Raw genomic sequence first — 23,614 nt, 5'->3', positions numbered from 1 at the left:
GAGGGCACCGCAGTGCCCAGGTTCGAAGGGCGCGCGTGCGCGCCGAATCAGGTGCTTGCCGGGAGCGGGCGCCGCCTCAGAATTGCGTCTGTGCCGTGCGTAGCACCGGATACAGGCGGTAGCGCTCGTCCCAGGAGGCATGCAGGCGAGCGAAGAATTCCAGGCGTGCCTTCGGGTCGGCCGCGAAGGCCGCATCGTTGGCCAGGCGCTGTTCGAATTGCGCCTTCACTGCCGGATCGCGCTCGAGCATGTCGCGCGCGACCTCTTCGGCGACGTAGTCCTCCATGTATTCCTTGCGCTCGAATGCGGTGTTGAACAGGCCCCATTGCAGCAGCGAATCGGGCGCCTGCGGTTCCAGCATCGCCATCACCAGTCGCGACCTGGGCTGGGCGATCGGCACGAACAACGAACCGGCCGGCACCGTGCGGGTGTCATCGCGCCACTGCCCGGTGATCTCCAGGTTCTGATGGCCTTCGTTGGCGCGCGCGGCAAACGTCGCGGTGTCGGCACGGAAGCTCTGCACCGGATGGGTGCCGGCCGTGGCAAGAGTGTCGAAGGCGATGCCGTGCAGGCGCAATTTCTCCGCCACCAGGGCGGCCTGCGCGGCAGGCACCAGATAGCCGCCGCGTGGCGCATCGACCACCACGTCGGGCGTGATCTGATCGCGTAACGGTACCTTCCAGATCTGCGGCCTGGTCTCGTCGTAGCGCGTCATCAACGCGCCGGAAATCGGCGAGGGCGTGCGGGTGTAGGCGTAGCCACGGAAGGCAACGGTGCGTGCGGCCGGGCCGGCAGCGAAGCTCAACGGCTCCATCTCGCCCGCCAGCCTGGTGGCGCGCTGATCGGCGCCCAGCGCATCGGCGCGCCATCTGGCGCCGTTGCGCGCGGCTTGCTGCAGCACCGACACGATCGCGTTGCGGGTGACGCGCACACGTACCGGGTAGGTCTTCCACGAATGCGTTTCCACCAGCATGCCGAAGCGGTTGCGCAGCAGGAAATAGCCGTGCGAAAAACGCGGCGGCGACACGTCGTCGGCAAAGCCCGAAGTCGGGTCGTCCTCGTGCACGAACGAGGGGTAATACGGCAGCGGTAGCGAGCCCTGTCGGGCCAGGTCGGCAATCACCGCACCGCGCCAGCGCGTGCCGTCGCGTTGCAGCGTGGCATCGCCGGCGTGCACGGGCTCCACCTGCACCGACACGTCGTGTTCGAACTTGGCGCCATCGGTGACGTGCAGGTCCACGACCATCAGCGGATCCCACTGCTGTACCAGCCGCAGCATCGCCTGCATTTCCGGCGCGTCGGCCTTGAGATAGTCGCGATTGAGATTGAGGTTCTGCGCGGTGGTGCGCCAGCCCATCTGTTCGGGGCCGCGCTGATTGGGTCGGTTCCAGGCGCCGAAGCGCTCGTGGCCGTCGACGTTGAACACCGGCACGAACACCCAGACCAGTTTGTCGAGTACGCCTTTGCCTGCTTTGCCGTCCAGCAATTCGCGCAGGACCAGGAAGCCCGCGTCCTTGCCGTCGATCTCGCCGGCGTGGATGCCGCCTTGCACCAGCACCACCGGCAACGTGCGTTGCGCAGCGCTGCCGGCATCCAGTGCGCCACTGGTGGAGACGATCAGCGCCTTCATCGGCCGGCCTTCCGGGGTGGTACCGAACTCGATGCAGCGCACCGCCTGCGGGTAGCGCTGCGCAAAGGCATCGCAGAGCGCGATGACTTCATCGTAGCGTCCGGTTTGCGCAAACCCGCTGCGCTCGGCCTGGGTGGTCAGCGGTTCGGCGGCCAGTGCGGCGGGGGCGGTGGTCAGCAGCAACAGGCTCAGGGCCAGGCGGGTGAAGCGGGGCATCCAGCGGTCCAGTGTTCCAGGAAAACGTTTGCAATGTAGCCGAGCCGGCGCAGCAGGCCAATCTGCACTGCGTCATGACGTGCGCGTGATCGGCGTGGTTGCGGTGTATCGACAGCGTTTTTCGGCACGCCTTGGCCGGACGACGTTTCGGGTGCACCGCAACGGCGGCACAAGCGCAGCGACGTCGATGCATGCCGCGGTGCATCTTGGGCCTTATCCCATGGTCGCGATGGCGGCCAACCAGCGGCCGCCGGTACGATAGCGCGTGTTTTCTGCTCGACCGGACCGTCCTTGACCACTTCCATCTTGCCGGGCCCCACTGCCGGTGCGCGGCTGCCGCGCCAGATTCCTTTCATCATCGGCAACGAAGCCTGCGAGCGTTTCAGCTTCTACGGGATGCGCAACATCCTGGTGCAGTTCCTGATCACCTCGCTGTTGTTGCAGGAAGTCAGCGGGCCCGGCCGCGAGGCCGAGGCCAAGCACATCCTGCACAGTTTCATGATCGGGGTGTTTTTCTTCCCGCTGCTCGGCGGTTGGCTGGCCGATCGCTTCTTCGGCAAATACAACACCATTGTGTGGTTCAGCCTGGTGTACTGCGCCGGCCATGCGTGCCTGGCGCTGTTCGAAGGCAGCCGCAACGGATTTTTCGTCGGGCTGGGCTTGATCGCGTTGGGCGCGGGCGGCATCAAGCCGCTGGTGGCATCGTTCATGGGCGACCAGTTCGACCAGTCCAACAAGCACCGGGCCAAGGTGGTCTTCGATGCCTTCTACTGGATCATCAACTTCGGCTCGTTGTTCGCTTCGTTGTTGATTCCGCTGGCGCTGAAGCATCTCGGCCCGGCCTGGGCGTTCGGCATTCCCGGCATCCTGATGTTCGTGGCCACGCTGGTGTTCTGGCTGGGCCGCAGGCGCTATGTGCGGGTGCCGTTGCCGCCGAAGGACCCGCACGGCTTCGGTACGGTGGTGCGCACTGCATTGCTGACACATTCGCCGGGGCAAGGCCGTCCGGGCCTGATGCTGGCAGTGGTCGCGGTGCTGCTGGCGCTGGCCTGCGTCGCGCTGGTCGAACAGCTCGGCATCGTCATCTGCCTGTGCATGGCGCTGGTGCTGTTACTGGCCGGCATCGGCGGCGGCACCTGGTGGCAGCTGGAGCGTGCGCGCGGCATCCATCCCGATACCGCGGTCGAAGGCGTGCGCGCGCTGCTGCGGGTGCTGGTGATCTTCGCGCTGGTGACGCCGTTCTTCTCTCTATTCGATCAGAAGGCCTCGACCTGGGTCCTGCAGGGGCGCGAGATGACGATGCCGGCCTGGTTCACCGCCTCGCAGATGCAGGCGCTCAATCCGCTGCTGGTGATGCTGCTGATCCCGTTCAACAATCTGCTGCTGTATCCGCTGCTGCGGCGTGGCGGTTGGGAGCCGACAGCGCTGCGCCGCATGACCTGCGGCATCGCCTTCGGCGGCCTGGCCTGGATCGCGGTCGGTGCCATCCAGATCAGCATGGACGGCGGCGAACCGATGCATATCGCCTGGCAGATCCTGCCCTATGCGCTGCTGACCTTCGGCGAGGTGCTGGTGTCGGCTACCGGGATCGAGTTCGCCTACAGCCAGGCGCCGCCGTCGATGAAGGGTGTGGTGATGAGCTTCTGGTATCTGACCACCACGGTGGGCAATCTATGGGTGCTGCTGTCGAACGTGGCGGTGCGCAACGCCACGGTGACCTCCCACATCGCCGATACTGGGCTCAGTGAAGCGGCATTTTTGATGTTCTTCTTCGCGGCCTTCGCGTTCCTGGCGGCACTGGCCTTCGGCCTGTACGCGCGCAGGTATCGCATGGTCGACAATTACCGTTCTGCCTGAGGTCTGCATGATTACCCTGATCCTGATCGCCATCACCGGCATCGTCTCGTGGATGGCGTTCAACAACCGCAAGCTGGCCGACCGCCTGGTCCTGTGGCCGCCGGCGCTGGACAAGCACAAGCAGTACGACCGCCTGGTCACCTACGGCTTCATCCATGCCGACCTGGGCCATCTGGTCTTCAACATGATCACGCTGTTCTTCTTCGGCCGGGTGATCGAAAACGTGATGACCCAGCTGACCGGCAGCGTGCTGACCTATCCGTTGTTCTATCTGGCGGCGCTGGTGGTCTCGATCCTGCCCAGCTATCTGAAGAACCAGAACAACCCGAACTATCTCAGCCTGGGCGCCTCCGGCGCGGTGTCGGCGGTGTTGTTCGCCTTCATCCTGCTGCAGCCGTGGACGATCATCCTGGTGCTGTTCATCCCGGCGCCGGCGATCATCTATGCGGTGTTCTATGTCGGCTACAGCCTGTGGATGGACCGCCGCGGCGGCGATCGCATCAACCACAGCGCGCATCTGGCCGGTGCTGCGTTCGGCGTGATGTTCATGCTGATCATGGAGCCGCGCGTGCTGCAGGTGTTCCTGGAACAGCTGTCCAATCCGCGCTTCGGCTGATCCCGGTTGGCAGATCGACCGCTGGCCGCCAGGTGGGCACGCGGTGTGTGGAAAGGTTCTAGAGGAGCGGGTCGTCCTTGGCGACCGGACCAGGGACCATCTCGGGTGTGCGAGCGTCCTGGCGAGTGACGCGACGCCGGCTCAGGCCGCGTCGCGTTTCTGGTCGTCACCGACGCTGCTTGTGGACACCGAACCGTAGGCCTGCTGCAGGCGCTGGTACACCGTGTCGTTGAGCTGCGCGAAGTCGGGGTTGTGGGTGTCGCCCTTGATGGCGAACTGGAACAAGCCTTCCAGCAGCGAGCTATCGCTGTCTGTGCTGTGTGCTGCCGAATCGTTGTTCATGCGGTGATTCCTCGTAGGTAAGGCGAAGGCGTCGGCGGGTCGCACAGGCCCGAGTTGCAACGCGCGCCTTCGGCTGAGCTATCGGCGCGGCGCGAGCGAACTTAAGTGCCTGGTCGGCAAGCTGCGCGGCCGGTCATCGCATCGATTCATTTTCACGCAGGCGCGGCGCCGCGCTGGTCACACTGATCGCCATCATCACTGCCTCGTGCAGACCACCACGGAGGCAGCGACAGTGCAGGCAGACCACGATTCCACGCAGCAGCACTTCAGCGTAGACACCGATGGACAACGCGCCGAACTGGCATACCTTCTGGAAGGTGAGCGCATGACCATCACCCACACGCAGGTGCCTGACGCGATCGCTGGACGCGGCATTGCCGCAATGCTGGTCGAGGCTGCGTTGGCCTATGCACGCCAGCAAGGCTACAAGGTCGTGCCCGCCTGCAGTTACGCGCAGGCGTATATCCGGCGGCACCAACAGTTTCAGGATCTGCTGGCCTGATCGCCGGCAGCGTGCATTTGCAGATGTATCGATGGGGAGCAGGTGGGAATGGGGCGGTTGTCAGGAGTGAACGCGGTCCAGGGCTTGCTGATGCTGGCCGTGCTGGCAGGGTGTACGCAGCGCGAGCCGACAACGGCCGAATCGGCAGAGCCCGCAGCGGAGGCGACCGCTGCAGCGGTACCGCCAGCTGCGCCTGTGCTTGTGCAAAGCGGCCCGCTGGAAGATGTGATCGAGCATGCGCCCACCTATATGGTGGGTATCAGCTATCCGCACGGGCTGGACGCGTTTCCCGAACTGAGCGCGCTGATCCGCAGCTACGCGCAGGCAGCACGTGCCGAACTCATGGAGGCGGTGTCCGGGCTGGGCAACGACAAACCGGCTGCGCCCTACGAGTTGTCGCTGGCATTCGAGACCGTGTTGCAGACCCCGGACCTGATCGTCGTGTCCGCTGACGGCAGCCGCTATACCGGTGGTGCGCACGGCGAGCCGTTAGTGGCGCGCTTGGTCTGGTTGGTCAAGGAGCGCAAGCAATTGACCGCGCAGGCCTTGATTCCGGACCCGGCAGGCTGGGAAAAGATCGGGCGCGAGGTAGCCGTGCAATTGCACAACGCCGCCACCCAGCGTGTGGAAGCAGATCGTGTGCCAATCCAAGAGCAGGCCGAGCACGTGGCCTCGGCCGATCGCATGATTGCCGAAGGCACGGCCGCGCAGGTCGACAACTTTGCCCAGTTCGTGCCGGTGCTCAATCCGGCCGGACAGATCACGGCAGTTCGCTTCGTGTTTCCGCCGTATCAGGTGGGGCCGTATTCGGATGGCACGCAAACGGCGGAGGTCGCTGCCTCGACATTGTTGGCGTGGGTCGCGCCTGAATATGTACATCTCTTCGCACGCTGAGGTGTCACCAAGCAGATGATGTGATTGAATGGCTTGGCCATTCAGTAATGTAATCAAACGGGTGATATGAGTAGTTTCGATCCGACCGCAAGTCGCCTGGACCACACCTGTGTGCGCTATCCGGCGTTTCCGCGGGAAGCGGCCGTTCTGGTGAGGCTAATCAAGCATCTCTACAAGCGACTGCATACGCAAGGGTGTGTGCGGTTGAAACCATACGGCATCAGCCCGCCGGAGTACGAGATTCTGATGATGCTCTACGGCACCTCGGAGCAGGCGATCACGCCTACCCAGGTGGCCGAGGCCGCTAGCGAGAAGCCGGCCAACATTACCCGGCTTACCGATCAATTGTGCGAGAAGGGGTTGATCGCGCGTGGCAGCAGCCCGGACGATCGGCGCAAGATCATGCTGACGTTGCAGCCGGCAGGTCTGGCATTGATCGACAGCCTGCTTCCCGATGCCTGCACGCTGCTCAATGCAGAGACTTCCAGCATCAGCGATGCCGAGCAGGTGCGGCTGGAAAAGTTGTTGCGGAAATTGCTCGACGGCGTGGATTCGGTCGAGCTCTGAGCGCGGCGCTTGCGCGGAGGGCAGCCGGTCTGATCGCGACCAGCAAAAACGCCGCCCGGATCGCTCCGGGCGGCGTCCTTCTTTCATCGCGTTGCGATTACGGCTTGGACTGCGGAGCTTCCGGGGTGGCGCCATCGCCCCCTTGCGCACTCAGGCCGCGCTTCTCGAGCAGCGGCTCGATCTGCGGCGCATGGCCGGCAAAGTTCTGGAACAGCTCCATCGCATCGACGCTGCCACCGCGCGAGAGCAGGGTCTGACGGAAACGGTCGCCGTTGGCGCGACTCAACCCGCCGTGCTGCTTGAACCACTGCTGGGTGTTGGCGTCGAGCACCTCCGACCAGATGTAGGCGTAATAGCCGGCCGCGTAACCGCCCATGATGTGGCTGAAATACGGGGTCTTGTAGCGCGGCGGCACCGGCGCGTAGGCGATGCCGTCCTGCTGCAGGGCCTTGGCTTCGAACGCCATCACGCCGGCGGCGTCCGGCACCTGGCTGGCGCTGATCTGGTGCCAGTTCTGATCGAGCATGGCCGCACCCAGATACTCGGTGGTGGCAAAGCCCTGGTTGAACTTGGACGCGGCAATCACCTTGTCCAGCAGCGCCTGCGGCATCGGCGTGCCGTTCTGGTAATGCTTGGCGTAGTTCTTCAGGATCGACGGCTCGTCGGCCCACATCTCGTTGACCTGCGAGGGAAACTCGACGAAGTCGCGCGGCACGCTGGTACCGGAGAAATACGGGTATTTGACGTCCGAGAACATGCCGTGCAGCGCATGGCCGAACTCATGGAACATGGTGGTCACTTCATCCCAGGTCAGCAGCGTCGGCTGGCCGGCCGGCGGCTTGGGGATGTTGAGGTGATTGGCGACCACCGGCTTGAAACCGGTCAGCGCCGACTGCGACACGTAGGAGTTCATCCAGGCGCCGCCGCGCTTGGATTCGCGCGCGTACATGTCGGCGATGAAGATCGCCAGCTGCTTGCCGTCGGCGTCGAACACGTCATAGACGGTGATGTCGTCGCGGTAGGTCGGCAGGTCGGTGCGCTGCTTGAAGGTCAGGCCGTATTCCTGGTTGGCCGCGTAGAACACGCCGTTTTCCAGCACGTTCTTCAGCTCGAAATACGGCTTGAGCTGGGACTCGTCGAAGTTGTACTTGGCCTGGCGCACCTTCTCGCTGTAGTAGGCCCAGTCCCAGGCCTCGAGCTTGAAGCTCGGCTTGCGTGCGGCCTTCTGTTCCTTGTCGATCATCGCCTGCAGATCGTCCGCCTCGCGCTTGGCATTGGCCACCGCGGCCGGCGCCAGTTTGCCCAGCATCGCGTTGACCGCTTCGGGCGTCTTGGCGGTCTGGTTTTCCAGCGAATAGGCCGCGTAGGTCGGGAAGCCGAGCAGCTTGGCCTTGTCGGCGCGCAGCTTCATGATGCGCGCCACCAGTGCGGTGTTGTCGTACTGGCCGCCGCGGCTGCCACGCGAGACCGAAGCGTCGTAGATCCTCTTGCGCAGTTCGCGGTTCTTCAACTGTGTCAGCGGCGGCTGGCCGGTGGTGTTGAGCAGCGCGATCACGTACTTGCCGTCGAGCTTGCGCGCCTTGGCGGCTTCGGCGGCAGCGGCGATCTGTTCCTCGGACAGGCCATCGAGCTGCTTGACGTCCTCGACGACGACGGCGGCGGCATTGACTTCGGCCAGCACGTTCTGGCTGAAGGTAGTGCCCAGGTTGGCCAGCTCGGCATTCATCGCCTTGAGCGTGGTCTTGTCGGCATCGGAGAGCTTGGCGCCGTCGCGCACGAAATCGCTGTAGTACTTCTCGACCAGGCGCACGCCTTGCGCGTCCAGGCCCAGTTTGCTGCGTTGGTCGTAGAGAGTCTGGAGACGCGCGAACAGCTTGCCATTGAGCGAGATCGCATCGCGGTGCGCGGCGAACTTCGCCGAATAGTCGGCCTGCAGTTTCTTGCGCGCGTCGTTGGTGTCGGCACCGACCAGGTTGAAGAACACCGTGGTGGCGCGATCCAGCGTGGCGCCGCTTTTTTCCAGCGCGATGAGGGTGTTGTCGAAGCTCGGCTTGGCCTTCTGGTTGGCGATCTTGTCCACTTCCTTCAACTGCTCGGTCATGCCGGCATCGAAGGCGGGTGCAAAATCGCTGTCGGTGATCTTGTCGAACTGCGGGTAGTGCAGCGGCAGCGTGCTGTCGGCAAAGAAGGGATTGGCTTGGGTGGCGGCCTGCGTGGTGGCGGGTGCGGCGATGCTGTAGGACGGCATGGCAAGTCCCAGGGAAGCGGCCAGGGCAAAGGCGAGACGGGTGGTCAAGAGGATTGCTCCAAAGTGCGAACCGCCGAGGCTACCCCAGCCGGGCCAGACAGGCGTGTGACAAAAGGCATGGCTGCACGGTCGTCGCATTGCCATCAGGCGGGCGCGAGCGGTGCTGGTCTTGTGGGCACATGACCGATGACACCATGAGCGCACAGCCGCCGGACCGGCGCTGCCGGTATGCGGTGCGGCGTGTTCCACTCGGCTGCATTCCAAATGCTCGGCGGGCAGCGAGGTCTCGATCAATCCGCCTGACGGGTGCTGGCCGGTAGCGCGTCGTGTCAGCGGCCGGCAACGGTCGGGACCAGCGGGAAGGGCCAGATGGCTGCGGCCACGCATCCGTTGAAAACCGCCTCTCCCGGCTGACGCGCTCTGCGATCGCAATGCCGCAATGCGCGCTGCTGCGTTACGCTGCCGTCCTTGCATACATCAGAGCTGCCATGACCGACATCTCCACGTTCGAATTCACCGACCTGGAAGGGCGTCCCCGGTCGATGCGCGATTTCGCCGGCAAGGTGGTGCTGGTGGTCAATGTCGCTTCCAAATGCGGCTTTACGCCGCAATACGCAGGCCTGCAGGCGCTGTGGCAGCGCTATCGCGAGCGTGGTCTGGTGGTGATCGGGTTTCCCTGCGATCAGTTCGGTCATCAGGAGCCGGGCGATGCTGCGCAGATCCGCCAGTTCTGCTCGCTCGATTATGCGGTGGATTTTCCGCTGGCCGAGAAGGTCGAGGTCAACGGCAGCGGCGCGCATCCGCTGTGGCAATGGCTCAAGCACGAACAGCGCGGCGTATTGGGATCGGAAGCGATCAAGTGGAACTTCACCAAGTTCCTGATCGGCCGCGATGGCACGGTGCTGGAACGTTACGCCCCGACCACCAAGCCGGAAGCCCTGGCCGCGGATATCGAACGCGCGCTGGGCGCGTAATCCCGCAGGGCATGGCGCTCAAGCCGTAGGAGCGCACCCGGGCGCGACGAAGCCTTCCCGGTAACGCCTCATCGCGCCCGGGTGCGCTCCTACGACGGCGGATTGCGGCGACGCGTCATGTTCAACGCCGCACCGCACTGGCGTTTCACGCGCCTCGCATCACTTCTCGACGAAGGCGCGCTCGAACACGTAATGCCCCGGCGTGCCGATGCGTGGCGAGGTCTGGAAGCCACGCGCATCCAGCAGGGTGCGCAGGTCGGCCAGCATCTGCGGGCTGCCGCAGATCATGAAGCGGTCGCTGGCCGGATCCAGCGGCGGCAAACCGAGCGTCTGCTGCATGCGGCCATCGGCCATCAGCTCGGTCAGGCGGCCCTGATTGGCGAACGCCTCACGCGTCACCGCCGGGTAGTACAGCAACTTCTCGCGCAGCAGGTCGCCGAGGAATTCGTGCTGCGGCAGCTCGCGCTCGAAGTAGTCGCGATAGGCCAGATCCTGCACGAAGCGCACGCCCTGGGTCAGGATCACCTTGTCGAAACGCTCGTAGGTTTCGGGGTCCTTGATCACCGACAACCACGGTGCCAGACCGGTACCGGTGCCCAGCAGGTACAGATTGCGGCCCGGGTGCAGGTCGCTGATCAGCAGCGTGCCGGTGGGCTTCTTGCCGACCAGCACCTTGTCGCCCGGCTGGATGTGTTGCAGCCGCGAGGTCAGCGGACCGTCCGGCACCTTGATGCTGAAGAACTCCAGATGTTCTTCCCAATTGGCGCTGGCGATCGAGTACGCACGCAGCAGCGGGCGCGTCTCGGTCTCCAGACCGATCATCACGAACTGCCCGTTCTCGAAGCGGAAACCGGCATCGCGGGTGGTGGTGAAGCTGAAGTAGGCATCGGTCCAGTGACGGACCTCAAGCACCGTTTCGGCGCCGAAAGCGGAAGACATACCGGTAAGTGTCGTGGGAAGAGTACCGGCCAATTCTACCTCAAGCCGGCCAAATGAGATGAACTCTCATTTGGCCGGGAATGGGGAATGGGGAATGGGGAATGGGGAATGGGGAATGGGGAATCGGGAATCGGGAATCGGGAATCGGTGCAGCGGCTGAAGAATCCCGGATGCTTCCCGATCAGGGCGCTCAGTATCTGTCAGCCGCCGGGAAGCCGCTTCTAACGATTCCCGATTCCCGAATCCCGATTCCCGATTCCCAGACCTCACCGATACCCCGCCGCCTGCAACTCGAACAGTTCCGCATAGCGCCCGCCCTGTGCCATCAGTTCGGCATGCGTGCCATTGGCCTCGATGCGCCCTGCGGCCAGCACCAGGATGCGATCGGCCATGCGCACGCTGGAAAAACGGTGCGAGATCAGCACCGCGGTGCGGTTGTCCGACAGCTCCTTGAAGCGCTGGAACACCTCGAACTCGCTGCGCGCATCCAGTGCGGCGGTGGGTTCGTCCAGGATCATCAGCTGCGCATCGCGCATGTAGGCGCGGGCGATGGCGATCTTCTGCCATTGCCCGCCGGACAGGTCCACGCTGTTCTTGAAGCGGCGCCCGACCAGCTGGTCGTAACTATCGGGCAGGCTGTCGATCAGCTCGCCGGCCATCGCACGCTGCGCAGCGGCGCGGATGCGCGGCGCATCGTCCATCGCATCGACCTGGCCGACGCCGATGTTCTCGCCCACGCTCAGGTGGTAGCGCACGAAGTCCTGAAAGATCACGCCCAGGTTGGCGCGCACATCGTCCAGGTCGTAGTCGCGCAGGTCGTGGCCATCGAGCAGGATGCGGCCTTCGTCCGGGTCGTACAGCCGCGCCAGCAGCTTGACCAGGGTGGTCTTGCCGGCGCCGTTTTCGCCGACCAGCGCCAGCACTTCGCCGGCACGCAGTTCGAAATCCAGATGCCGCACCGTCCACTGCTCGGCATCCGGATAGCGGAAGCCCACGTCCTCGAACACGAAGCCCTGGCGGATCGGTCGCGGCACCGGCAGCGCATTCGGGCGCGAGCGGATCTCCGGCACGATGTTGAAGAACGAATACAGATCGTCCAGGTACAAGGCTTGGCCGGCGACCTGCGAAAACCCGATCAACAGGCCTTCCAGCAACTGGCGCAGGCGCAGGAAACTGCCGGCCAGGAAGGTCAGATCACCGATGCTGAAATCGCCGCGCACGGTGCGCCAGGCGATATAGCCATAGGCCATGTAGTAGCCCAAGGTGCCCAGCGCAGCCAGCAACGCGCCCCACAACGCACGCTTGCGCGCCAGTGCCCGATTGGCCTGGAAGAACTTGTCGGCCAGCCGGCGATAGCGCGCGATCAGGAAGCGGTGCAGGTTGAGGATCTTGACTTCCTTTGCGGTCTCGACGCTCGCGCCGACCTGGCGCAGGTAGTCGAGCTGGCGCCGCTCCGGCGTCCACTGGAAGTTGAGCGAATAGCCCAGCGCATTGAAATGCGCCTCGCCGATGAAGGCCGGGATCAGGGCGATCGCCAGCAGCAGGATCAACCACGGCGCATACACCACCAGGCCCACCGCCAGACTGACCACGGTGATGGCGTCCTGCACCTGGCCGAATAGCTGGCTCATCAGGTTCATGCGGTTCATGGTCTGGCGCCGCGCGCGATCCAGCTTGTCCTGCCGGTCGGGGTCTTCGAAATCCTCCAGATCCAGCTGCGCGGCGTGCTCCATCAGGCGCACGCTGGCGGCGTTGTTGAACAGCTCCGACAACAACGCATCGGCGTAGCCGACCAGCCGGCCGAGCAGGTCCGAACCGATCGCCAGTGTCAGTTCCAGTGCCAGCAATTCCAGCAGCCGGTTCAGGCGCCCGCTGCCCAGCGCCTGCGCCAGCGAGTCGAAGGCCGGCGGTTGACCGACCAGATGGATCGCCTCGTCGATGATCAGTTTGCCGATATACAAGGAGGCCACCGGCATCAGCGCGCGCAGCACGCGCAGGCCGATGCTGCTGGCGCTCAGCCAGCGGCTGGTCTGCCAGATCTGGCGCAGGAAAGGCGGCAGGTTGCGCAACGCATCCAGGCGCTCGCGCAGGGTGGGGCCGGGACGGGGAGCGGCAGGCGCAGGGGCGCCGGAACGGGAGGCTGACATCGGCTTAGTGTGCAGCGCCTTGCGTGGGCGCGGGGTGTTGGAGGTGCACCGCGCCCACGGCGGCATTGGCGCGGTCGCTGTGGCGCTGTTGACTGCACGCTTGCAAGGCAACGCGGTGGATGTCGTGCGGCGCGCCCATACCGCAGGCCAGCCCCGCGCGCGATCGGTTGGCCCGATCAATCACGTCGATAGACGCAACGCCCGGACACGCCGGAAGTTTCGACTAAAATGGCCGGATTGCCCCCGCCAGCCTTAGAGCCAGCCGTGACCTCGATCAAGCAGGAAGACCTCATCCAGTCCGTCGCCGACGCGCTGCAGTACATCAGCTACTACCACCCGGTCGACTACATCAGGAATCTGTCCGCTGCCTACGAGCGCGAAGAGTCGCCGGCGGCCAAGGACGCCATCGCGCAGATCCTGATCAACTCGCGCATGTGCGCCGAAGGCCATCGCCCGATCTGCCAGGACACCGGCATCGTCACCGTGTTCCTGGAGATCGGCATGCAGGTGCGCTGGGACGACGCCACCATGGGGGTGGAAGACATGGTCAACGAAGGCGTGCGCCGCGCCTACAACCACCCCGACAACAAGCTGCGCGCCAGCGTGCTGGCCGACCCGGCCGGCAAGCGCGCCAACACCCGCGACAACACCCCGGCGGTGGTCAACACCAAGATCGTGCCCGGCCACCATGTCGAAGTGATCGTCGCGGCCAAGGGCGGCGGCTCGGAGGCCAAGAGCAAGTTCGCCATGCTCAACCCGTCCGACTCCATCGTCGACTGGGTGCTCAAGACCGTGCCGACCATGGGCGCCGGCTGGTGCCCGCCGGGCATGCTCGGCATCGGCATCGGCGGCACTGCCGAAAAGGCCATGCTGCTGGCCAAGGAAGCGTTGATGGAGCCGATCGACATCGTCGAGCTGCAGGCGCGCGGCGCGTCCAATCGCGCCGAGGAACTGCGGCTTGAACTCTACGAAAAGGTCAACGCGCTCGGCATCGGCGCGCAAGGCCTGGGCGGCCTGACCACGGTGCTGGACATCAAGGTCAAGGATTACCCGACTCACGCCGCCAACCTGCCGGTGGCGTTGATCCCCAACTGCGCGGCGACCCGCCATGCGCACTTCACCCTGGACGGCAGCGGCCCGGTGATGCTGGACCCGCCGTCGCTGGAAGACTGGCCCAAGCTCACCTACAACCCGACCAACGCGCGCCGGGTCAACCTGGACACCATCACCCGCGAGGAAGTCGCCAGCCTCAAGCCGGGCGAGGTGGTGCTGCTCAACGGCAGGCTGCTGACCGGCCGCGACGCCGCGCACAAGCGCATGATCGACATGCTCAACAAGGGCGAAACCTTGCCGGTCGACTTCACCAACCGCTTCATCTACTACGTCGGCCCGGTCGATCCGGTGCGCGATGAAGTGGTCGGCCCGGCCGGCCCGACCACCGCCACGCGCATGGACAAATTCACCCGCCAGATGCTGGAGCAAACCGGCCTGCTGGGCATGGTCGGCAAGTCCGAGCGCGGCGATGCGGCGATCGAGGCGATCCGCGACAACAAGGCCGTGTATCTGATGGCGGTCGGCGGTTCGGCCTATCTGGTCTCCAAGGCGATCAAGGCCGCACGCGTGCTGGCATTCGAAGACTTAGGGATGGAGGCGATCTACGAGTTCGAGGTCAAGGACATGCCGGTCACCGTGGCGGTGGATTCCACCGGCGAATCGGTGCACAAGACCGGCCCGCGCCAATGGCAATCGCGTATCGGCAAGATTCCGGTGGTGGTGGAATAAGTAAACCTGGAACGGCGACGCACGTACACTGCGTCGCCGTTTTCAGTTTGGGCGCTGCGCGTGCCTGCTGTTCGTACGCGGTGCCTATGTACTGGAAAAAACGCCGCGTGCGTGTTCTCACGTGGGGTGGCGGGACGGCCCGACCGGAACGGGCTATGCTCGGTGCATACATGCAGGCACCCTCAGGAGAACAGGAATGCTCCGTCTCATCTGCCTCGCCGTCCTGGTGTGCGCCAGCCTGCCGCTGGCAGCGCAACAAAAGACCCAGCCCTCCGTGCTGTTTCCGTCCGGCAACTATGCGCCGCAACCCACCGCGCCAGTACCGTTTGCCGAGAAAAAGCCGCTCAAGCCCAGCGACACCGCAACGCGCTTCGACGGCCCCTCGGCGATGGAGCGCTGCATCGCGCAGTGCAACCGCCACGCAGCGCAGTGCACGGCCGACCGGCCCAGCGAAAGCAGCTGCCGCATGGCGGTGGCACCACGCGGAAAGAGCTGTGACGCCACCCGGAATCCGGCGCAGCGGGCCAATTGCATGGCCCAGGTGTTCGATTGCACCCAGCAGAGCGATGTCAATCGCTGTGAACCCCACAAGCTCGCCTGCTTGCGTTCCTGTACCAACTAACGAAGGAGTTTGCATGACCACGACGCTGTACCACACCCCCAGCACCGCCGCGTTCGTCGTGCATTGGCTGCTGATCGAACTGGAGGTGCCGCACGCACTGCATTCGCTCGATTTCGAGCGCGCCGAGCAGAAATCGCCGCAGTATCTGGCGCTCAATCCGGCCGGCGTGGTACCGGCGCTGGTGCTCGATGGACACGTGCTCACCGAAGCCGCAGCAATCGCGCTGCACCTGGCCGACCTGCATCCACAGGCCGGGCTGGCACCACCGCTTGGCACGCCCGAGCGCGCGGCCTACTACAAGTGGATGTTCTTCTGCGCCAACACCTTGCAGCCGGCGTATCGCGCCTGGTTCTACCCAAGCGAGCCGGCGGGCGCCGAACACAGCGATGCGGCGCAGGCGCAGGCACGACAAAAACTCGAAGCGGCCTGGACCCAGGTGGATGCGCATCTGCAGGCCAATGGTCCGTATCTGCTGGGCCAGACGTTGTCGGCGGCCGATTTCATGCTGACCATGATGATGCGTTGGTCGCGCAACATGCCCCGGCCCAGCGATACCTGGCCGGCCTTGCAGGCACATGCGCAGCGAATGAAAGCGCGGCCGGCATTTCAGGAAACCTATCGCCGCGAGGGCCTGACGGACTGGACCTGAACCCAGGGGCGCGGGTTGCGAAATCGTGTCGATATGAGCGCGCGCCGTAGCATGGTGCCGCGCCTGCCTCGGTGTACGATCGCCAGACAACCAGAGAGCAGGGGCTCGTCCATGTCGCATTCCGCATCCCGTCGAAAACTGCTGCAATGCGCCTGTTGTGCGCCCATCGCTGCCGCCGCCGCGTCACTGCCGTTCGCCGCGGGTGCGGCGCCGTCGAAGAAGACCGATCTCAATGCCGAGCAGGCATTGCAGACACTGCGTGACGGCAATGCCGCGTTCGTGGAAAACCGTCCCAAGAAAGTCATTTCCGACAGCAAGCGCCGTCTGGAACTGGCGCTGGGGCAGACCCCGTTCGTGATCCTGGTGTCGTGCTCGGATTCGCGGGTGCCGCCGGAGTTGCTGTTCGGGCGTGGCCTGGGCGAAATGTTCATCGTCCGCAATGCCGGCAATACCGTCGACACCACCGCATTGGGATCGATCGAATACGCGGTCAGCCAGCTCGGCGTGCCGCTGGTGGTGGTGATGGGCCACGAAAGCTGTGGCGCGGTCGCTGCGGCGGTGTCGGTGGTGGAGAAGAACGCATTCTTCCCCGGCGCGATCGGCGCGATGATCGAGCCCATCGTCCCGGCCGTGCTGACCGCCAAGAGCAAGGGCGGGGACGACCTGCTGGCGGCCTCGGTCAAGGCCAACGTCAAGCGCACCGTGGACCGCCTGCGTGGCGCATCCGAACCGGCGCTGCTCGAACCGCTGCGCGCAGGCGATGTCCGCGTGGTCGGTGCGTACTACACCTTGAAAGATGGCAAGGTCGATTTCTTCGACGTCTGATCGCTGGTGAAGCCGCTTCATGAAGACAGCGCAGGATGATCTCCTGCGCTGTTTTTTTATATGTGCGCAGCAGCGTGATCGTCAGCGCTGTGGAACTTGAAGCGGCTACCAAACTGCTGCGCTCATCGCCAGGCGGCGTGATCCGTGTTCGGAATCGGCATGTCCCACCCATGCACTGCGATTTCTGCGACCACATGAAGATTGCTTGCTACGTTTTGCCGCTCCAAGCCTGCAATCCCATAAGTCGAAAAGCCGGCATGCGCGCATGCCGGCTTTTCAATGTCTTGCGACGTTGCTCAACGCGTCGGCGCGATGTGCCTAGAACCATTCCAGCAACGACACGCCCAGGCCGATGTAGGTGGCCTTGTGGTTGTAGTCGATCAGGCTTTCGCCATAGCCGTCGAACACCTGCACGTGGCCGCGCAGCAGGTTGGTGATCGGGAAGCCGTAATCCAGTTGCACCGAGCCGTGCGAGCGGTCGCCGCCGCGCAGCGAATGCCGCGCGATCAGCGCCACTTCGTGCCCGTCCTTGTTGTAGACCAGGGTGGCATCGCCACGGCCCATGTAATCCTCGATGTCGGGATTATTGTCGTCGGCGCGGTCTTCCTTGATGCGGAACCACGGGCGCAGCGTCAGTGCCCAGTTCTCGCGATCCAGCCCGATGTTGAGGATCACCCGGTTCCAGGAGCGCGACAGCGGATCTTCGCGGCCGTTGGACATGTGGTTGACGCTGATGCCGCTCATGCGGCCCTTCCAGCCGAACAGGCTGTAGTTGTTGCGGAACACCAGCATCGCTTCCGGCTCGTAATTGGTTTCGCGGAACGGGCGCGAGGCATCGGTGTTGTAGGCCTGCCAGCGCGAACTCTGGGTGTAGCCCATCCAGATGTCGCCGTTGTCGCCGAACAGATCCTCGACCACCTTGGTCTTGAAGCTGAGCTGGAACTTCAGCTCGGTGCTGTCCAGTTGCTGCGGGGTGGACACCGAGTTGGCCGGATTCGGCGACTGCGGGGTGCGGTTGGAGTCGCTGGTCCAGAACGCCGGCAACAGATAGACCGGCTTGTAACCGCGCAGCTGGAAGGTGCCCAGCTTGGAATCCTTGGCCAGCTCCCAGCGGCGGTCCAGCAACGAGCCGCGGCCTGCGTTGGCGACCGCCTCGGCCTTGGGCTGGTCCTGGCCATCGGCACGGAAGAAATCGCCGGCGCGGCTGAGGGCACGCTCGCCCTGCGGCTTGGATTCCTTCTGCTTGGCGATCTGCGCGGCGGCGTCGGCCTCGGCGGTCAATTGCGGCGTATAACCCAGCGCCTGGTCGTAACAGGCCAGCCGCGCCGCATCCGAGGTGACGGAGGTGCAGGCCTGCGGCGAAGCGGGGGTGGGGGCGATTTCCTGTGCGTACGCCAGCGGCGCAGCTGCCAGGGCAATCAGCATCAAGGGACGGGTGCGGTGCTTGGACATGGGCAGTCTGGCCGAGTGAAGGCGCCGGGCAGGCGCGTCAGCTGCGAAGCTTAACGGTCGCGCCTGCATACGCGGCGTGTACACGGTGGCATAACATCCGGGCGGCACCCGCAATCGACAGTCTTCTGCAACTGAATAGGTATCTGCGCTGTCGTCGTCCGGGCGACCATCCCACCCAATCAGCATCGGTGATGGCTGGAATCCGCTAGAAGAACCAGGCGATGGCGAACACGCCCAGCATGCATAGGCCCAGTGCCAGCTTGGTCGCGGTGCCGAACACGATGCCGAGCCAGGTGCCGAAGCCGACCTTGGTCGCCTGATCGGACTTGCGGGTCTGCCAGTATTCGCCGATCCATGCGCCGGCGAACGGGCCGACGAACAAGCCGATCGGCATGAAGAAGATGCCGACCACCGATCCGATCACCGAGCCCCACAGTGCCGCCTTGCTGGCACCGACCCGCTGGGCGCCATACACCGTGGCGAGGAAGTCGATCGCAAACGACAACGCCGTCATCAGGCCCAGGATCACCAGCGCCACCCAGCCGACGTGGCCAAAGCCATCGGCCCAGGCGGCCACCAGCAACCCCGCGAACACCAGCGGCAGGCCCGGCAGCGCCGGCAGGACGACTCCGGCCAGGCCGATCAGTACCAGCACGCCAGCCAGGATGTAATAGACGACGGTGATATCCATGATGGTTAAAAATGTCCTGTTTCAGGCTTGACAAGATCGCGCAAGGGCTGCTTGAAAATTGGTTTGGTGCGGGTTAAGTTGCCAGCGCTGCTGTTTGCAACGGTCACCGTGAATCGTGGCCTGATGCGGCAGATCGTTCGATCCGCTACATCCTTGTACCTCGCTTCCTCCTTGCAATCACAGCCACCACCGTCAGTCCATCACAGTGTCGTAGGGAGTCAGTCGAGATGTCCAATATCGAACGCGAGAATGGTGTCGTGAAGTGGTTCAACGATGCCAAGGGCTTTGGCTTCATCAGTCGCGAAAACGGCGAGGACGTCTTCGTCCATTTCCGTGCGATCCAGATCCAGGGCTTCAAAAGCCTCAAGGAAGGCCAGAAGGTCAGCTTCACCGTCGTGCAAGGGCAGAAAGGCCTGCAGGCCGACGCGGTGCAGGTGGTCTGAGCACGGCGCAACACGGCGGGCCATCGTGCAGACAGCAGAAAGGCCCGTCGCCGGGCCTTTCTGTCGTCTCGCCAACCTTGGCGAATCGAACGTAGCCAGTAGTCGTCGGGCTGGCACGGAGGAATCGCAATGCACGCGAGGTACATGAAGATTCCTGGCACCGACCGCGCCGGCCTGACGGTGAGCGCAGTGTTTTACCGGTCGCTCTTGGTGCGTGCCGCGATCAGCGCAGCACGACCTTGCCGTTGACCACACGTACGTAGGCGTTTTCGCGCACGCCCGCCAGATCGCGCTGGTTCACCACAATGACGCGACCGTCGTCCATGCGCACCTGCACATCGAAGCTGTCGCTGGTGACGTTGTTCTGGATCGCATTGCCCGCCAGCGCGCCGGCGGCGGCACCGGCCACGGCCGAGACGTTCTTGTTGCCCTTGCTGCCACCGGTCTCCTTGGAAATCTGGCGCCCGGCCACCGCGCCGACGATGCCGCCGAGCACTGCACCGGTGCCGGTGGGAGCGCTGCGGGTCGGGCCGACTTCATCGACGCGGGTGACGATGCCGCAATCCACGCAGCGTGCCTGCTGCTGCGAATAGCCCTGGTCGTAGCCGCGGTCACCGCGATAGCTGCCGTACTGGGGCTGGGAGGTGGCGCAGCCAACCAGCGTTGCGGTTGCAGCCAGGCCAATGACGAGCAGTCGGGTCTTCATGAGGTCTCTCCGGGGTGGTTCGAAAAAGCGGTCAGGGCCGCGGCGACGTCATCCTGTGTTGGTCAGGGTGAACGGTCCGCCAACTGGATCACTCCAGGCTTAACGAAACCCGAGCGTCCTGTTCACCGTCGCTGCGGTGCGCGTCGACCGAGCCGCGCGATGACGGGTCAGCGGAAGTCGCGATGACAGGCCTCGCAGGTGTCGGTGACCTGTGTCCTGACGGCGGCAATCGCGGCGCAATCGGCCGGCGGCGCACGCCGTACCTGGTCCAGTACGGTGCGCAAGGCGGTGGCATGCTCGCCGAAGCGGCGGTCTTCGCCGATGTCCGGGAAGGCCGGTTCCAGTTCGTCGGCAAGCAGGCGCAACGATTGCAGTCGCGCTCGCTGGCGTGCGGGGTCGCAGCTGGCATCGGGGTCGGGTTGCAAGGCGCGCAGTTGGTAAGCCATCACCTGCATCAGGCTGTCCGGCACCGGGTTGCGTGTGGCCTGCAGCACGCGCGCCACCATCACCGTGCACACCAGCCCGATCAGGATGCCCAGCACCAACAGGAAGGCATAGCGGGACGCGCGCGATTGTTCGGTGGACGGGGCGGGCATGGAAGGACTCCGGTGGACGCGGACATCAGTACGTTGATGGGCGCGCGCGCAGCGGCGCGCGTAAAATAGGCCGATGAAAGCACAATGGCGTGAACGCTTTGCCGGTATCGACCGGCTGTACGGAGTCGGCACGGTGGAGCGGCTGGCCATCTGCCGCGTGGCGGTGGTCGGGATGGGCGGCGTGGGCTCGTGGGTGGTCGAGGCGCTGGCGCGCACCGGCGTCGGGCATATCCGCCTGATCGATGCCGACGACCTGTGCGTGTCCAACACCAACCGGCAACTGCCGGCGCTGGCCGGGCAGTATGGACGCAACAAGGCGCGCGCGATGGCCGAGCGCTGCGTGGCGATCAACCCGGAGATCGCTGCCGATGCGGTGGAGTCGTTTCTCACCGCCGGCAATATCGAACAGCTGCTCGGCGATGCGTTCGATCTGGTGATCGATGCCTGCGACAGTTTCCGGGTGAAGGTGGAAACCATCGCCTGGTGCCGCCGACGCAAGCTGCCGCTGCTCACCGTAGGCGCCGCTGGCGGGCGCACCGATCCCACCCTGGTGCGCGTGCGCGATGTCTCGCGCACCGAACACGATGCGATGCTGGCGCTGATCCGCAAGAAGTTGCGCAGCGAGTTCAATTTTCCCAAGAATCCGCAGCGCTATTTCGGCGTGCCGGCGGTGTACTCGCTGGAAAACGTCAAGTATCCGCAGGCCGATGGCAGCGTCTGCGGCATCCGCCCGCAGCTGGATGCCGACGCCACGCTCAAGCTGGATTGCGGCGCCGGGCTGGGCGCAGCCACGCATATCACCGGCGCCTTTGCGTTTGTCGCGGTGGGCAAGGCCCTGGAGATGTTGCTCAAGCCGAAGGTGGCTGTGGCGGCAACCGCGTCGCCCGCCGCCGAGCTCGCTGCAAGCCCATGACGTCGCGCGCGCTGCGGAACGTCGCCTGCAGCGCGCACCGTTATCAGCCTGGCAACCCGAACAACCGCCGCGCGTTGGCGGTGGTCTGCGCGGCGATGCGCTCTTCCGCCTCGCCGCGCAGCTGTGCGATGCAGTCCAGCACCGTGCGCAGGTGGGCCGGCTCGTTGCGTTGGCCGCGGATGCTGGCGTCGGGCTGATCCGGCGCATCGGTTTCCAGCAGCAGATAGTCCAGCGGCATCGTTGCAGCCAGGCCGCGCAGGCGGTTGGCGCGCGGGTAGGTCACCGGGCCGCCCAGGCCGATCATGAAGTCCAGCTTCCACAATTGCTGCGCCTGTTCGGGGCTGCCGGCGAAGCTGTGCACCACACCGCGCAGGCCGCCCACGGCCTTGATGCGGGCGATGACCTCTTCGGTGGCGCGCCGCGCATGCACGATCAGCGGCAGGTCGAAGCGCCTGGCCAGCTGCAGTTGCCCGTCGAAATACTCGCGCTGCATCTGCGCGTCCAGCCCGTCCAGATAGAAATCCAGCCCGCACTCGCCGATGGCGCAGGGACGCTCGCGCTCGATCCAGTCGGCCAGCAGCTCCAGATGTTCGGGGCAGTGCTGATCGAGAAAGATCGGGTGCAGCCCATAAGCGGGGTGCAGCCCGGGTGCCTGGGTGCAGACGGTGCGCAGATCCGACCAGCTGGCGGCAGTGACCGCCGGGATCACCTGCTGCACGACACCGGCCGCCTGCGCGCGCGCGATCACGCCAGCGCGGTCGTGGTCGAACGCGTCGGCATCCAGATGGCAGTGGCTGTCGACCAGCTGCATCAATCGCGGCGCACCGGTGCAGGCAGCGGCGCCTTGCGCGTCTTCCAGTTGGCGAGCAGCAGCGTGCTCAGGCCGAACAGCAGCTCGTCGAGGAACGGGATCGGGTCGGGGATTACCAGGTCGACCAGAAACAGCGCGGCCGCCAGCTTGAACAAGGTGGGGTAGCGCAGCTTGCTGGCCCACTCCAGGGCGCGCGAGGTGACGGGATTGCGCATGCGAATGCTCCGGCTGTTAGAAGTGCATGAAATAACCGCTAGCTGAACTTAACTGCGGCGTTCATGAGCGAGGGCGTTTTCGTTCAGGGTTCGCGTGCTGGAATCACGCCGTCAACAACGCGGCGTGTCCGCACGGAGCTGGATCATGAAGAGCAATACGACAACTATACTGGTCGCTGCTGGTGCGTTGCTGGTCGGAGGCGTGGCCACAGCCGCCTTCATGAACAATCGCCCGTCGTCCGGCGATTTCGTCGCCAACGGCGAGCCGGCACCGCGTGGTCTGGAATACGCCGACGTGGTCAAGGTCGCACCGATCACTGAGCGCGAGCCGCAGTACGCACAGGTCGTCAACAGCGCGGCCATCCGCGAAACCACCACCAGCTCCTCGCCGCGCGAAGTCTGCCGCGACGTGGTGGTACAGGAGCGTCTGCCCGAACGCGATGGCAATGTCGGTGGCACCGTCGCCGGTGCGGTGATCGGCGGTCTGCTCGGCAACCAGGTCGGCGGCGGCAACGGCCGCAAGCTGGCCACGGTGGCCGGTGCGGTCGGTGGCGGCATGGTCGGTAACCGTGTGGACCGCAACCATGTCGGCGGCCGCGTGGTGGATCGTACCGAGCGCCAGTGCCATACCGAAAATGCCAATTCGCAGTCCTCGCGTGTGGTCGGCTACGACGTGACCTACCGCAATGTCGACGGCACCACCGGCACCATGCGCATGGACAACAAGCCGGGCGAGCGCATCTCGCTGGGCGATGCGGACAATGTGGTGGCCTACGACGTGACCTACCGCTACGACGGTTTCGAGAAGACCGTGCGCATGAACGACAAGCCGGCCAGCGATCGCCTGCCGGTGGTCGACGGTCAGCTGGTGACCCAGACCGCTTCGACTGCCGGGGACCGGGGCGTCCGCGTGGATGCGGGCAGCACGCGCCAGTAAAAAATCGCTGGCAGCCATCCCCCGGATCGCTGCGTCAGCA

24 protein-coding genes are annotated in these 23,614 nt (G+C 64.8%); 13 read left to right on the top strand and 11 right to left on the bottom strand.

Annotation, left to right across the window (positions count from 1 at the left end):
• Nucleotides 1-76: 76 nt before the first annotated feature.
• On the bottom strand, nucleotides 77-1,846 hold the full coding sequence (locus tag XaplCFBP3123_RS01885; protein ID WP_104532560.1) for a M14 family metallopeptidase: 1,770 nt from the start codon (nucleotides 1,844-1,846) through the stop codon (nucleotides 77-79).
• A gap of 291 nt (nucleotides 1,847-2,137) precedes the next feature.
• Here XaplCFBP3123_RS01885 and XaplCFBP3123_RS01880 point away from each other — a divergent pair, with 291 nt between their 5' ends.
• Together XaplCFBP3123_RS01880 and XaplCFBP3123_RS01875 are read left to right on the top strand one after the other, a co-directional pair.
• Nucleotides 2,138-3,703: an oligopeptide:H+ symporter gene (locus XaplCFBP3123_RS01880; RefSeq protein ID WP_104532559.1), complete on the top strand. Its 1,566-nt coding sequence runs from the start codon at nucleotides 2,138-2,140 to the stop codon at nucleotides 3,701-3,703.
• A gap of 7 nt (nucleotides 3,704-3,710) precedes the next feature.
• On the top strand, nucleotides 3,711-4,319 hold the full coding sequence (locus XaplCFBP3123_RS01875; protein WP_104532558.1) for a rhomboid family intramembrane serine protease: 609 nt from the start codon (nucleotides 3,711-3,713) through the stop codon (nucleotides 4,317-4,319).
• A 141-nt stretch (nucleotides 4,320-4,460) separates the two neighbouring features.
• Here the strand turns inward: XaplCFBP3123_RS01875 and XaplCFBP3123_RS01870 are convergent, their stop codons facing one another.
• Nucleotides 4,461-4,661, bottom strand: a complete 201-nt coding sequence (locus XaplCFBP3123_RS01870) for a hypothetical protein (protein ID WP_104532557.1) — start codon at nucleotides 4,659-4,661, stop codon at nucleotides 4,461-4,463.
• A gap of 205 nt (nucleotides 4,662-4,866) precedes the next feature.
• Here XaplCFBP3123_RS01870 and XaplCFBP3123_RS01865 point away from each other — a divergent pair, with 205 nt between their 5' ends.
• From XaplCFBP3123_RS01865 to XaplCFBP3123_RS01855, 3 genes are all read left to right on the top strand, one after another.
• The gene (locus XaplCFBP3123_RS01865; protein ID WP_104532556.1) at nucleotides 4,867-5,163 is read left to right on the top strand and encodes a GNAT family N-acetyltransferase; all 297 of its coding nucleotides are present in this window, start codon (nucleotides 4,867-4,869) and stop codon (nucleotides 5,161-5,163) included.
• Between the two features lie 48 nt (nucleotides 5,164-5,211).
• Complete coding sequence (locus XaplCFBP3123_RS01860) at nucleotides 5,212-6,057, top strand: DUF3298 and DUF4163 domain-containing protein (RefSeq protein ID WP_104532555.1); 846 nt, start codon at nucleotides 5,212-5,214, stop codon at nucleotides 6,055-6,057.
• Nucleotides 6,058-6,123: 66 nt separating this feature from the next.
• Nucleotides 6,124-6,624 carry a MarR family winged helix-turn-helix transcriptional regulator gene (locus XaplCFBP3123_RS01855; RefSeq protein ID WP_104532554.1) on the top strand — a complete coding sequence of 167 codons (501 nt, stop codon included), beginning with the start codon at nucleotides 6,124-6,126 and terminating at the stop codon, nucleotides 6,622-6,624.
• A gap of 97 nt (nucleotides 6,625-6,721) precedes the next feature.
• On the opposite strand, the gene XaplCFBP3123_RS01850 is transcribed toward XaplCFBP3123_RS01855, so the two are convergent.
• Complete coding sequence (locus tag XaplCFBP3123_RS01850) at nucleotides 6,722-8,920, bottom strand: M3 family metallopeptidase (RefSeq protein WP_172453045.1); 2,199 nt, start codon at nucleotides 8,918-8,920, stop codon at nucleotides 6,722-6,724.
• 440 nt (nucleotides 8,921-9,360) lie between these two features.
• Between XaplCFBP3123_RS01850 and XaplCFBP3123_RS01845 the strand changes: the two genes are divergently transcribed.
• The gene (locus XaplCFBP3123_RS01845) at nucleotides 9,361-9,846 is read left to right on the top strand and encodes a glutathione peroxidase (protein ID WP_104533240.1); all 486 of its coding nucleotides are present in this window, start codon (nucleotides 9,361-9,363) and stop codon (nucleotides 9,844-9,846) included.
• A 159-nt stretch (nucleotides 9,847-10,005) separates the two neighbouring features.
• On the opposite strand, the gene XaplCFBP3123_RS01840 is transcribed toward XaplCFBP3123_RS01845, so the two are convergent.
• Both XaplCFBP3123_RS01840 and XaplCFBP3123_RS01835 read right to left on the bottom strand, forming a co-directional pair.
• On the bottom strand, nucleotides 10,006-10,785 hold the full coding sequence (locus tag XaplCFBP3123_RS01840; RefSeq protein WP_104532552.1) for a ferredoxin--NADP reductase: 780 nt from the start codon (nucleotides 10,783-10,785) through the stop codon (nucleotides 10,006-10,008).
• 266 nt (nucleotides 10,786-11,051) lie between these two features.
• A complete protein-coding gene (locus tag XaplCFBP3123_RS01835; RefSeq protein ID WP_104533239.1) occupies nucleotides 11,052-12,932 on the bottom strand; it encodes an ABC transporter ATP-binding protein in 1,881 nt (626 codons plus the stop codon).
• A 264-nt stretch (nucleotides 12,933-13,196) separates the two neighbouring features.
• Here XaplCFBP3123_RS01835 and XaplCFBP3123_RS01830 point away from each other — a divergent pair, with 264 nt between their 5' ends.
• The 4 genes from XaplCFBP3123_RS01830 to XaplCFBP3123_RS01815 all read left to right on the top strand — a co-directional run bounded on the left by XaplCFBP3123_RS01830 (nucleotide 13,197) and on the right by XaplCFBP3123_RS01815 (nucleotide 16,810).
• Nucleotides 13,197-14,714 carry a fumarate hydratase gene (locus XaplCFBP3123_RS01830; RefSeq protein WP_172453044.1) on the top strand — a complete coding sequence of 506 codons (1,518 nt, stop codon included), beginning with the start codon at nucleotides 13,197-13,199 and terminating at the stop codon, nucleotides 14,712-14,714.
• A gap of 196 nt (nucleotides 14,715-14,910) precedes the next feature.
• Entirely contained in the window at nucleotides 14,911-15,336 is a 426-nt protein-coding gene (locus XaplCFBP3123_RS01825; RefSeq protein WP_172453043.1) for a hypothetical protein, read from the top strand.
• A gap of 13 nt (nucleotides 15,337-15,349) precedes the next feature.
• Nucleotides 15,350-15,985 carry a glutathione S-transferase family protein gene (locus XaplCFBP3123_RS01820; RefSeq protein WP_104532550.1) on the top strand — a complete coding sequence of 212 codons (636 nt, stop codon included), beginning with the start codon at nucleotides 15,350-15,352 and terminating at the stop codon, nucleotides 15,983-15,985.
• Nucleotides 15,986-16,171: 186 nt separating this feature from the next.
• Nucleotides 16,172-16,810: a carbonic anhydrase gene (locus tag XaplCFBP3123_RS01815; RefSeq protein ID WP_172453104.1), complete on the top strand. Its 639-nt coding sequence runs from the start codon at nucleotides 16,172-16,174 to the stop codon at nucleotides 16,808-16,810.
• A 318-nt stretch (nucleotides 16,811-17,128) separates the two neighbouring features.
• Here XaplCFBP3123_RS01815 and XaplCFBP3123_RS01810 read toward each other — a convergent pair whose 3' ends face one another.
• A complete protein-coding gene (locus tag XaplCFBP3123_RS01810) occupies nucleotides 17,129-18,262 on the bottom strand; it encodes a phospholipase A (RefSeq protein WP_104532549.1) in 1,134 nt (377 codons plus the stop codon).
• Between the two features lie 205 nt (nucleotides 18,263-18,467).
• Nucleotides 18,468-18,953 (bottom strand): DUF456 domain-containing protein, encoded by a 486-nt coding sequence (locus XaplCFBP3123_RS01805; protein WP_104532548.1) that lies wholly within the window; start codon nucleotides 18,951-18,953, stop codon nucleotides 18,468-18,470.
• 227 nt (nucleotides 18,954-19,180) lie between these two features.
• Between XaplCFBP3123_RS01805 and XaplCFBP3123_RS01795 the strand changes: the two genes are divergently transcribed.
• The gene (locus tag XaplCFBP3123_RS01795; RefSeq protein WP_003483561.1) at nucleotides 19,181-19,396 is read left to right on the top strand and encodes a cold-shock protein; all 216 of its coding nucleotides are present in this window, start codon (nucleotides 19,181-19,183) and stop codon (nucleotides 19,394-19,396) included.
• Nucleotides 19,397-19,619: 223 nt separating this feature from the next.
• On the opposite strand, the gene XaplCFBP3123_RS01790 is transcribed toward XaplCFBP3123_RS01795, so the two are convergent.
• Nucleotides 19,620-20,102: a glycine zipper 2TM domain-containing protein gene (locus XaplCFBP3123_RS01790; protein ID WP_104532546.1), complete on the bottom strand. Its 483-nt coding sequence runs from the start codon at nucleotides 20,100-20,102 to the stop codon at nucleotides 19,620-19,622.
• Nucleotides 20,103-20,269: 167 nt separating this feature from the next.
• Complete coding sequence (locus tag XaplCFBP3123_RS01785) at nucleotides 20,270-20,698, bottom strand: cytochrome c (RefSeq protein WP_104532545.1); 429 nt, start codon at nucleotides 20,696-20,698, stop codon at nucleotides 20,270-20,272.
• 73 nt (nucleotides 20,699-20,771) lie between these two features.
• Between XaplCFBP3123_RS01785 and XaplCFBP3123_RS01780 the strand changes: the two genes are divergently transcribed.
• Nucleotides 20,772-21,611, top strand: coding sequence for a tRNA threonylcarbamoyladenosine dehydratase (locus XaplCFBP3123_RS01780; RefSeq protein ID WP_104532544.1), 840 nt, complete (start codon nucleotides 20,772-20,774; stop codon nucleotides 21,609-21,611).
• Between the two features lie 43 nt (nucleotides 21,612-21,654).
• On the opposite strand, the gene XaplCFBP3123_RS01775 is transcribed toward XaplCFBP3123_RS01780, so the two are convergent.
• Complete coding sequence (locus tag XaplCFBP3123_RS01775) at nucleotides 21,655-22,422, bottom strand: TatD family hydrolase (protein WP_104532543.1); 768 nt, start codon at nucleotides 22,420-22,422, stop codon at nucleotides 21,655-21,657.
• Nucleotides 22,422-22,637, bottom strand: a complete 216-nt coding sequence (locus XaplCFBP3123_RS01770; protein WP_104532542.1) for a DUF6116 family protein — start codon at nucleotides 22,635-22,637, stop codon at nucleotides 22,422-22,424. Before XaplCFBP3123_RS01770 ends, XaplCFBP3123_RS01775 begins: the two co-directional genes overlap by 1 nt.
• 145 nt (nucleotides 22,638-22,782) lie before the next feature.
• On the opposite strand from XaplCFBP3123_RS01770, the gene XaplCFBP3123_RS01765 reads away from it, so the two are divergent.
• On the top strand, nucleotides 22,783-23,574 hold the full coding sequence (locus XaplCFBP3123_RS01765; RefSeq protein WP_104533236.1) for a glycine zipper 2TM domain-containing protein: 792 nt from the start codon (nucleotides 22,783-22,785) through the stop codon (nucleotides 23,572-23,574).
• Nucleotides 23,575-23,614: the final 40 nt, after the last annotated feature.

Origin of the sequence: Xanthomonas arboricola pv. populi (assembly GCF_002939945.1) — a bacterium.
GTDB classification, from domain to species: domain Bacteria; phylum Pseudomonadota; class Gammaproteobacteria; order Xanthomonadales; family Xanthomonadaceae; genus Xanthomonas; species Xanthomonas arboricola_A.
This window is presented reverse-complemented; position numbering and strand designations above follow the sequence as displayed.

Bases quoted from the DNA above. Each gene is read 5' to 3' on its own strand.
- XaplCFBP3123_RS01790 (WP_104532546.1), bottom strand. From the start codon at position 20,102: ATGAAGACCCGACTGCTCGTCATTGGCCTGGCTGCAACCGCAACGCTG.
- XaplCFBP3123_RS01805 (WP_104532548.1), bottom strand. From the start codon at position 18,953: ATGGATATCACCGTCGTCTATTACATCCTGGCTGGCGTGCTGGTACTG.
- XaplCFBP3123_RS01820 (WP_104532550.1), top strand. From the start codon at position 15,350: ATGACCACGACGCTGTACCACACCCCCAGCACCGCCGCGTTCGTCGTG.
- XaplCFBP3123_RS01780 (WP_104532544.1), top strand. From the start codon at position 20,772: ATGAAAGCACAATGGCGTGAACGCTTTGCCGGTATCGACCGGCTGTAC.
- XaplCFBP3123_RS01810 (WP_104532549.1), bottom strand. From the start codon at position 18,262: ATGTCCAAGCACCGCACCCGTCCCTTGATGCTGATTGCCCTGGCAGCT.
- XaplCFBP3123_RS01785 (WP_104532545.1), bottom strand. From the start codon at position 20,698: ATGCCCGCCCCGTCCACCGAACAATCGCGCGCGTCCCGCTATGCCTTC.
- XaplCFBP3123_RS01775 (WP_104532543.1), bottom strand. From the start codon at position 22,422: ATGCAGCTGGTCGACAGCCACTGCCATCTGGATGCCGACGCGTTCGAC.
- XaplCFBP3123_RS01770 (WP_104532542.1), bottom strand. From the start codon at position 22,637: ATGCGCAATCCCGTCACCTCGCGCGCCCTGGAGTGGGCCAGCAAGCTG.
- XaplCFBP3123_RS01835 (WP_104533239.1), bottom strand. From the start codon at position 12,932: ATGTCAGCCTCCCGTTCCGGCGCCCCTGCGCCTGCCGCTCCCCGTCCC.
- XaplCFBP3123_RS01860 (WP_104532555.1), top strand. From the start codon at position 5,212: ATGGGGCGGTTGTCAGGAGTGAACGCGGTCCAGGGCTTGCTGATGCTG.
- XaplCFBP3123_RS01855 (WP_104532554.1), top strand. From the start codon at position 6,124: ATGAGTAGTTTCGATCCGACCGCAAGTCGCCTGGACCACACCTGTGTG.
- XaplCFBP3123_RS01870 (WP_104532557.1), bottom strand. From the start codon at position 4,661: ATGAACAACGATTCGGCAGCACACAGCACAGACAGCGATAGCTCGCTG.
- XaplCFBP3123_RS01825 (WP_172453043.1), top strand. From the start codon at position 14,911: ATGCTCCGTCTCATCTGCCTCGCCGTCCTGGTGTGCGCCAGCCTGCCG.
- XaplCFBP3123_RS01795 (WP_003483561.1), top strand. From the start codon at position 19,181: ATGTCCAATATCGAACGCGAGAATGGTGTCGTGAAGTGGTTCAACGAT.
- XaplCFBP3123_RS01885 (WP_104532560.1), bottom strand. From the start codon at position 1,846: ATGCCCCGCTTCACCCGCCTGGCCCTGAGCCTGTTGCTGCTGACCACC.
- XaplCFBP3123_RS01845 (WP_104533240.1), top strand. From the start codon at position 9,361: ATGACCGACATCTCCACGTTCGAATTCACCGACCTGGAAGGGCGTCCC.
- XaplCFBP3123_RS01765 (WP_104533236.1), top strand. From the start codon at position 22,783: ATGAAGAGCAATACGACAACTATACTGGTCGCTGCTGGTGCGTTGCTG.
- XaplCFBP3123_RS01875 (WP_104532558.1), top strand. From the start codon at position 3,711: ATGATTACCCTGATCCTGATCGCCATCACCGGCATCGTCTCGTGGATG.
- XaplCFBP3123_RS01840 (WP_104532552.1), bottom strand. From the start codon at position 10,785: ATGTCTTCCGCTTTCGGCGCCGAAACGGTGCTTGAGGTCCGTCACTGG.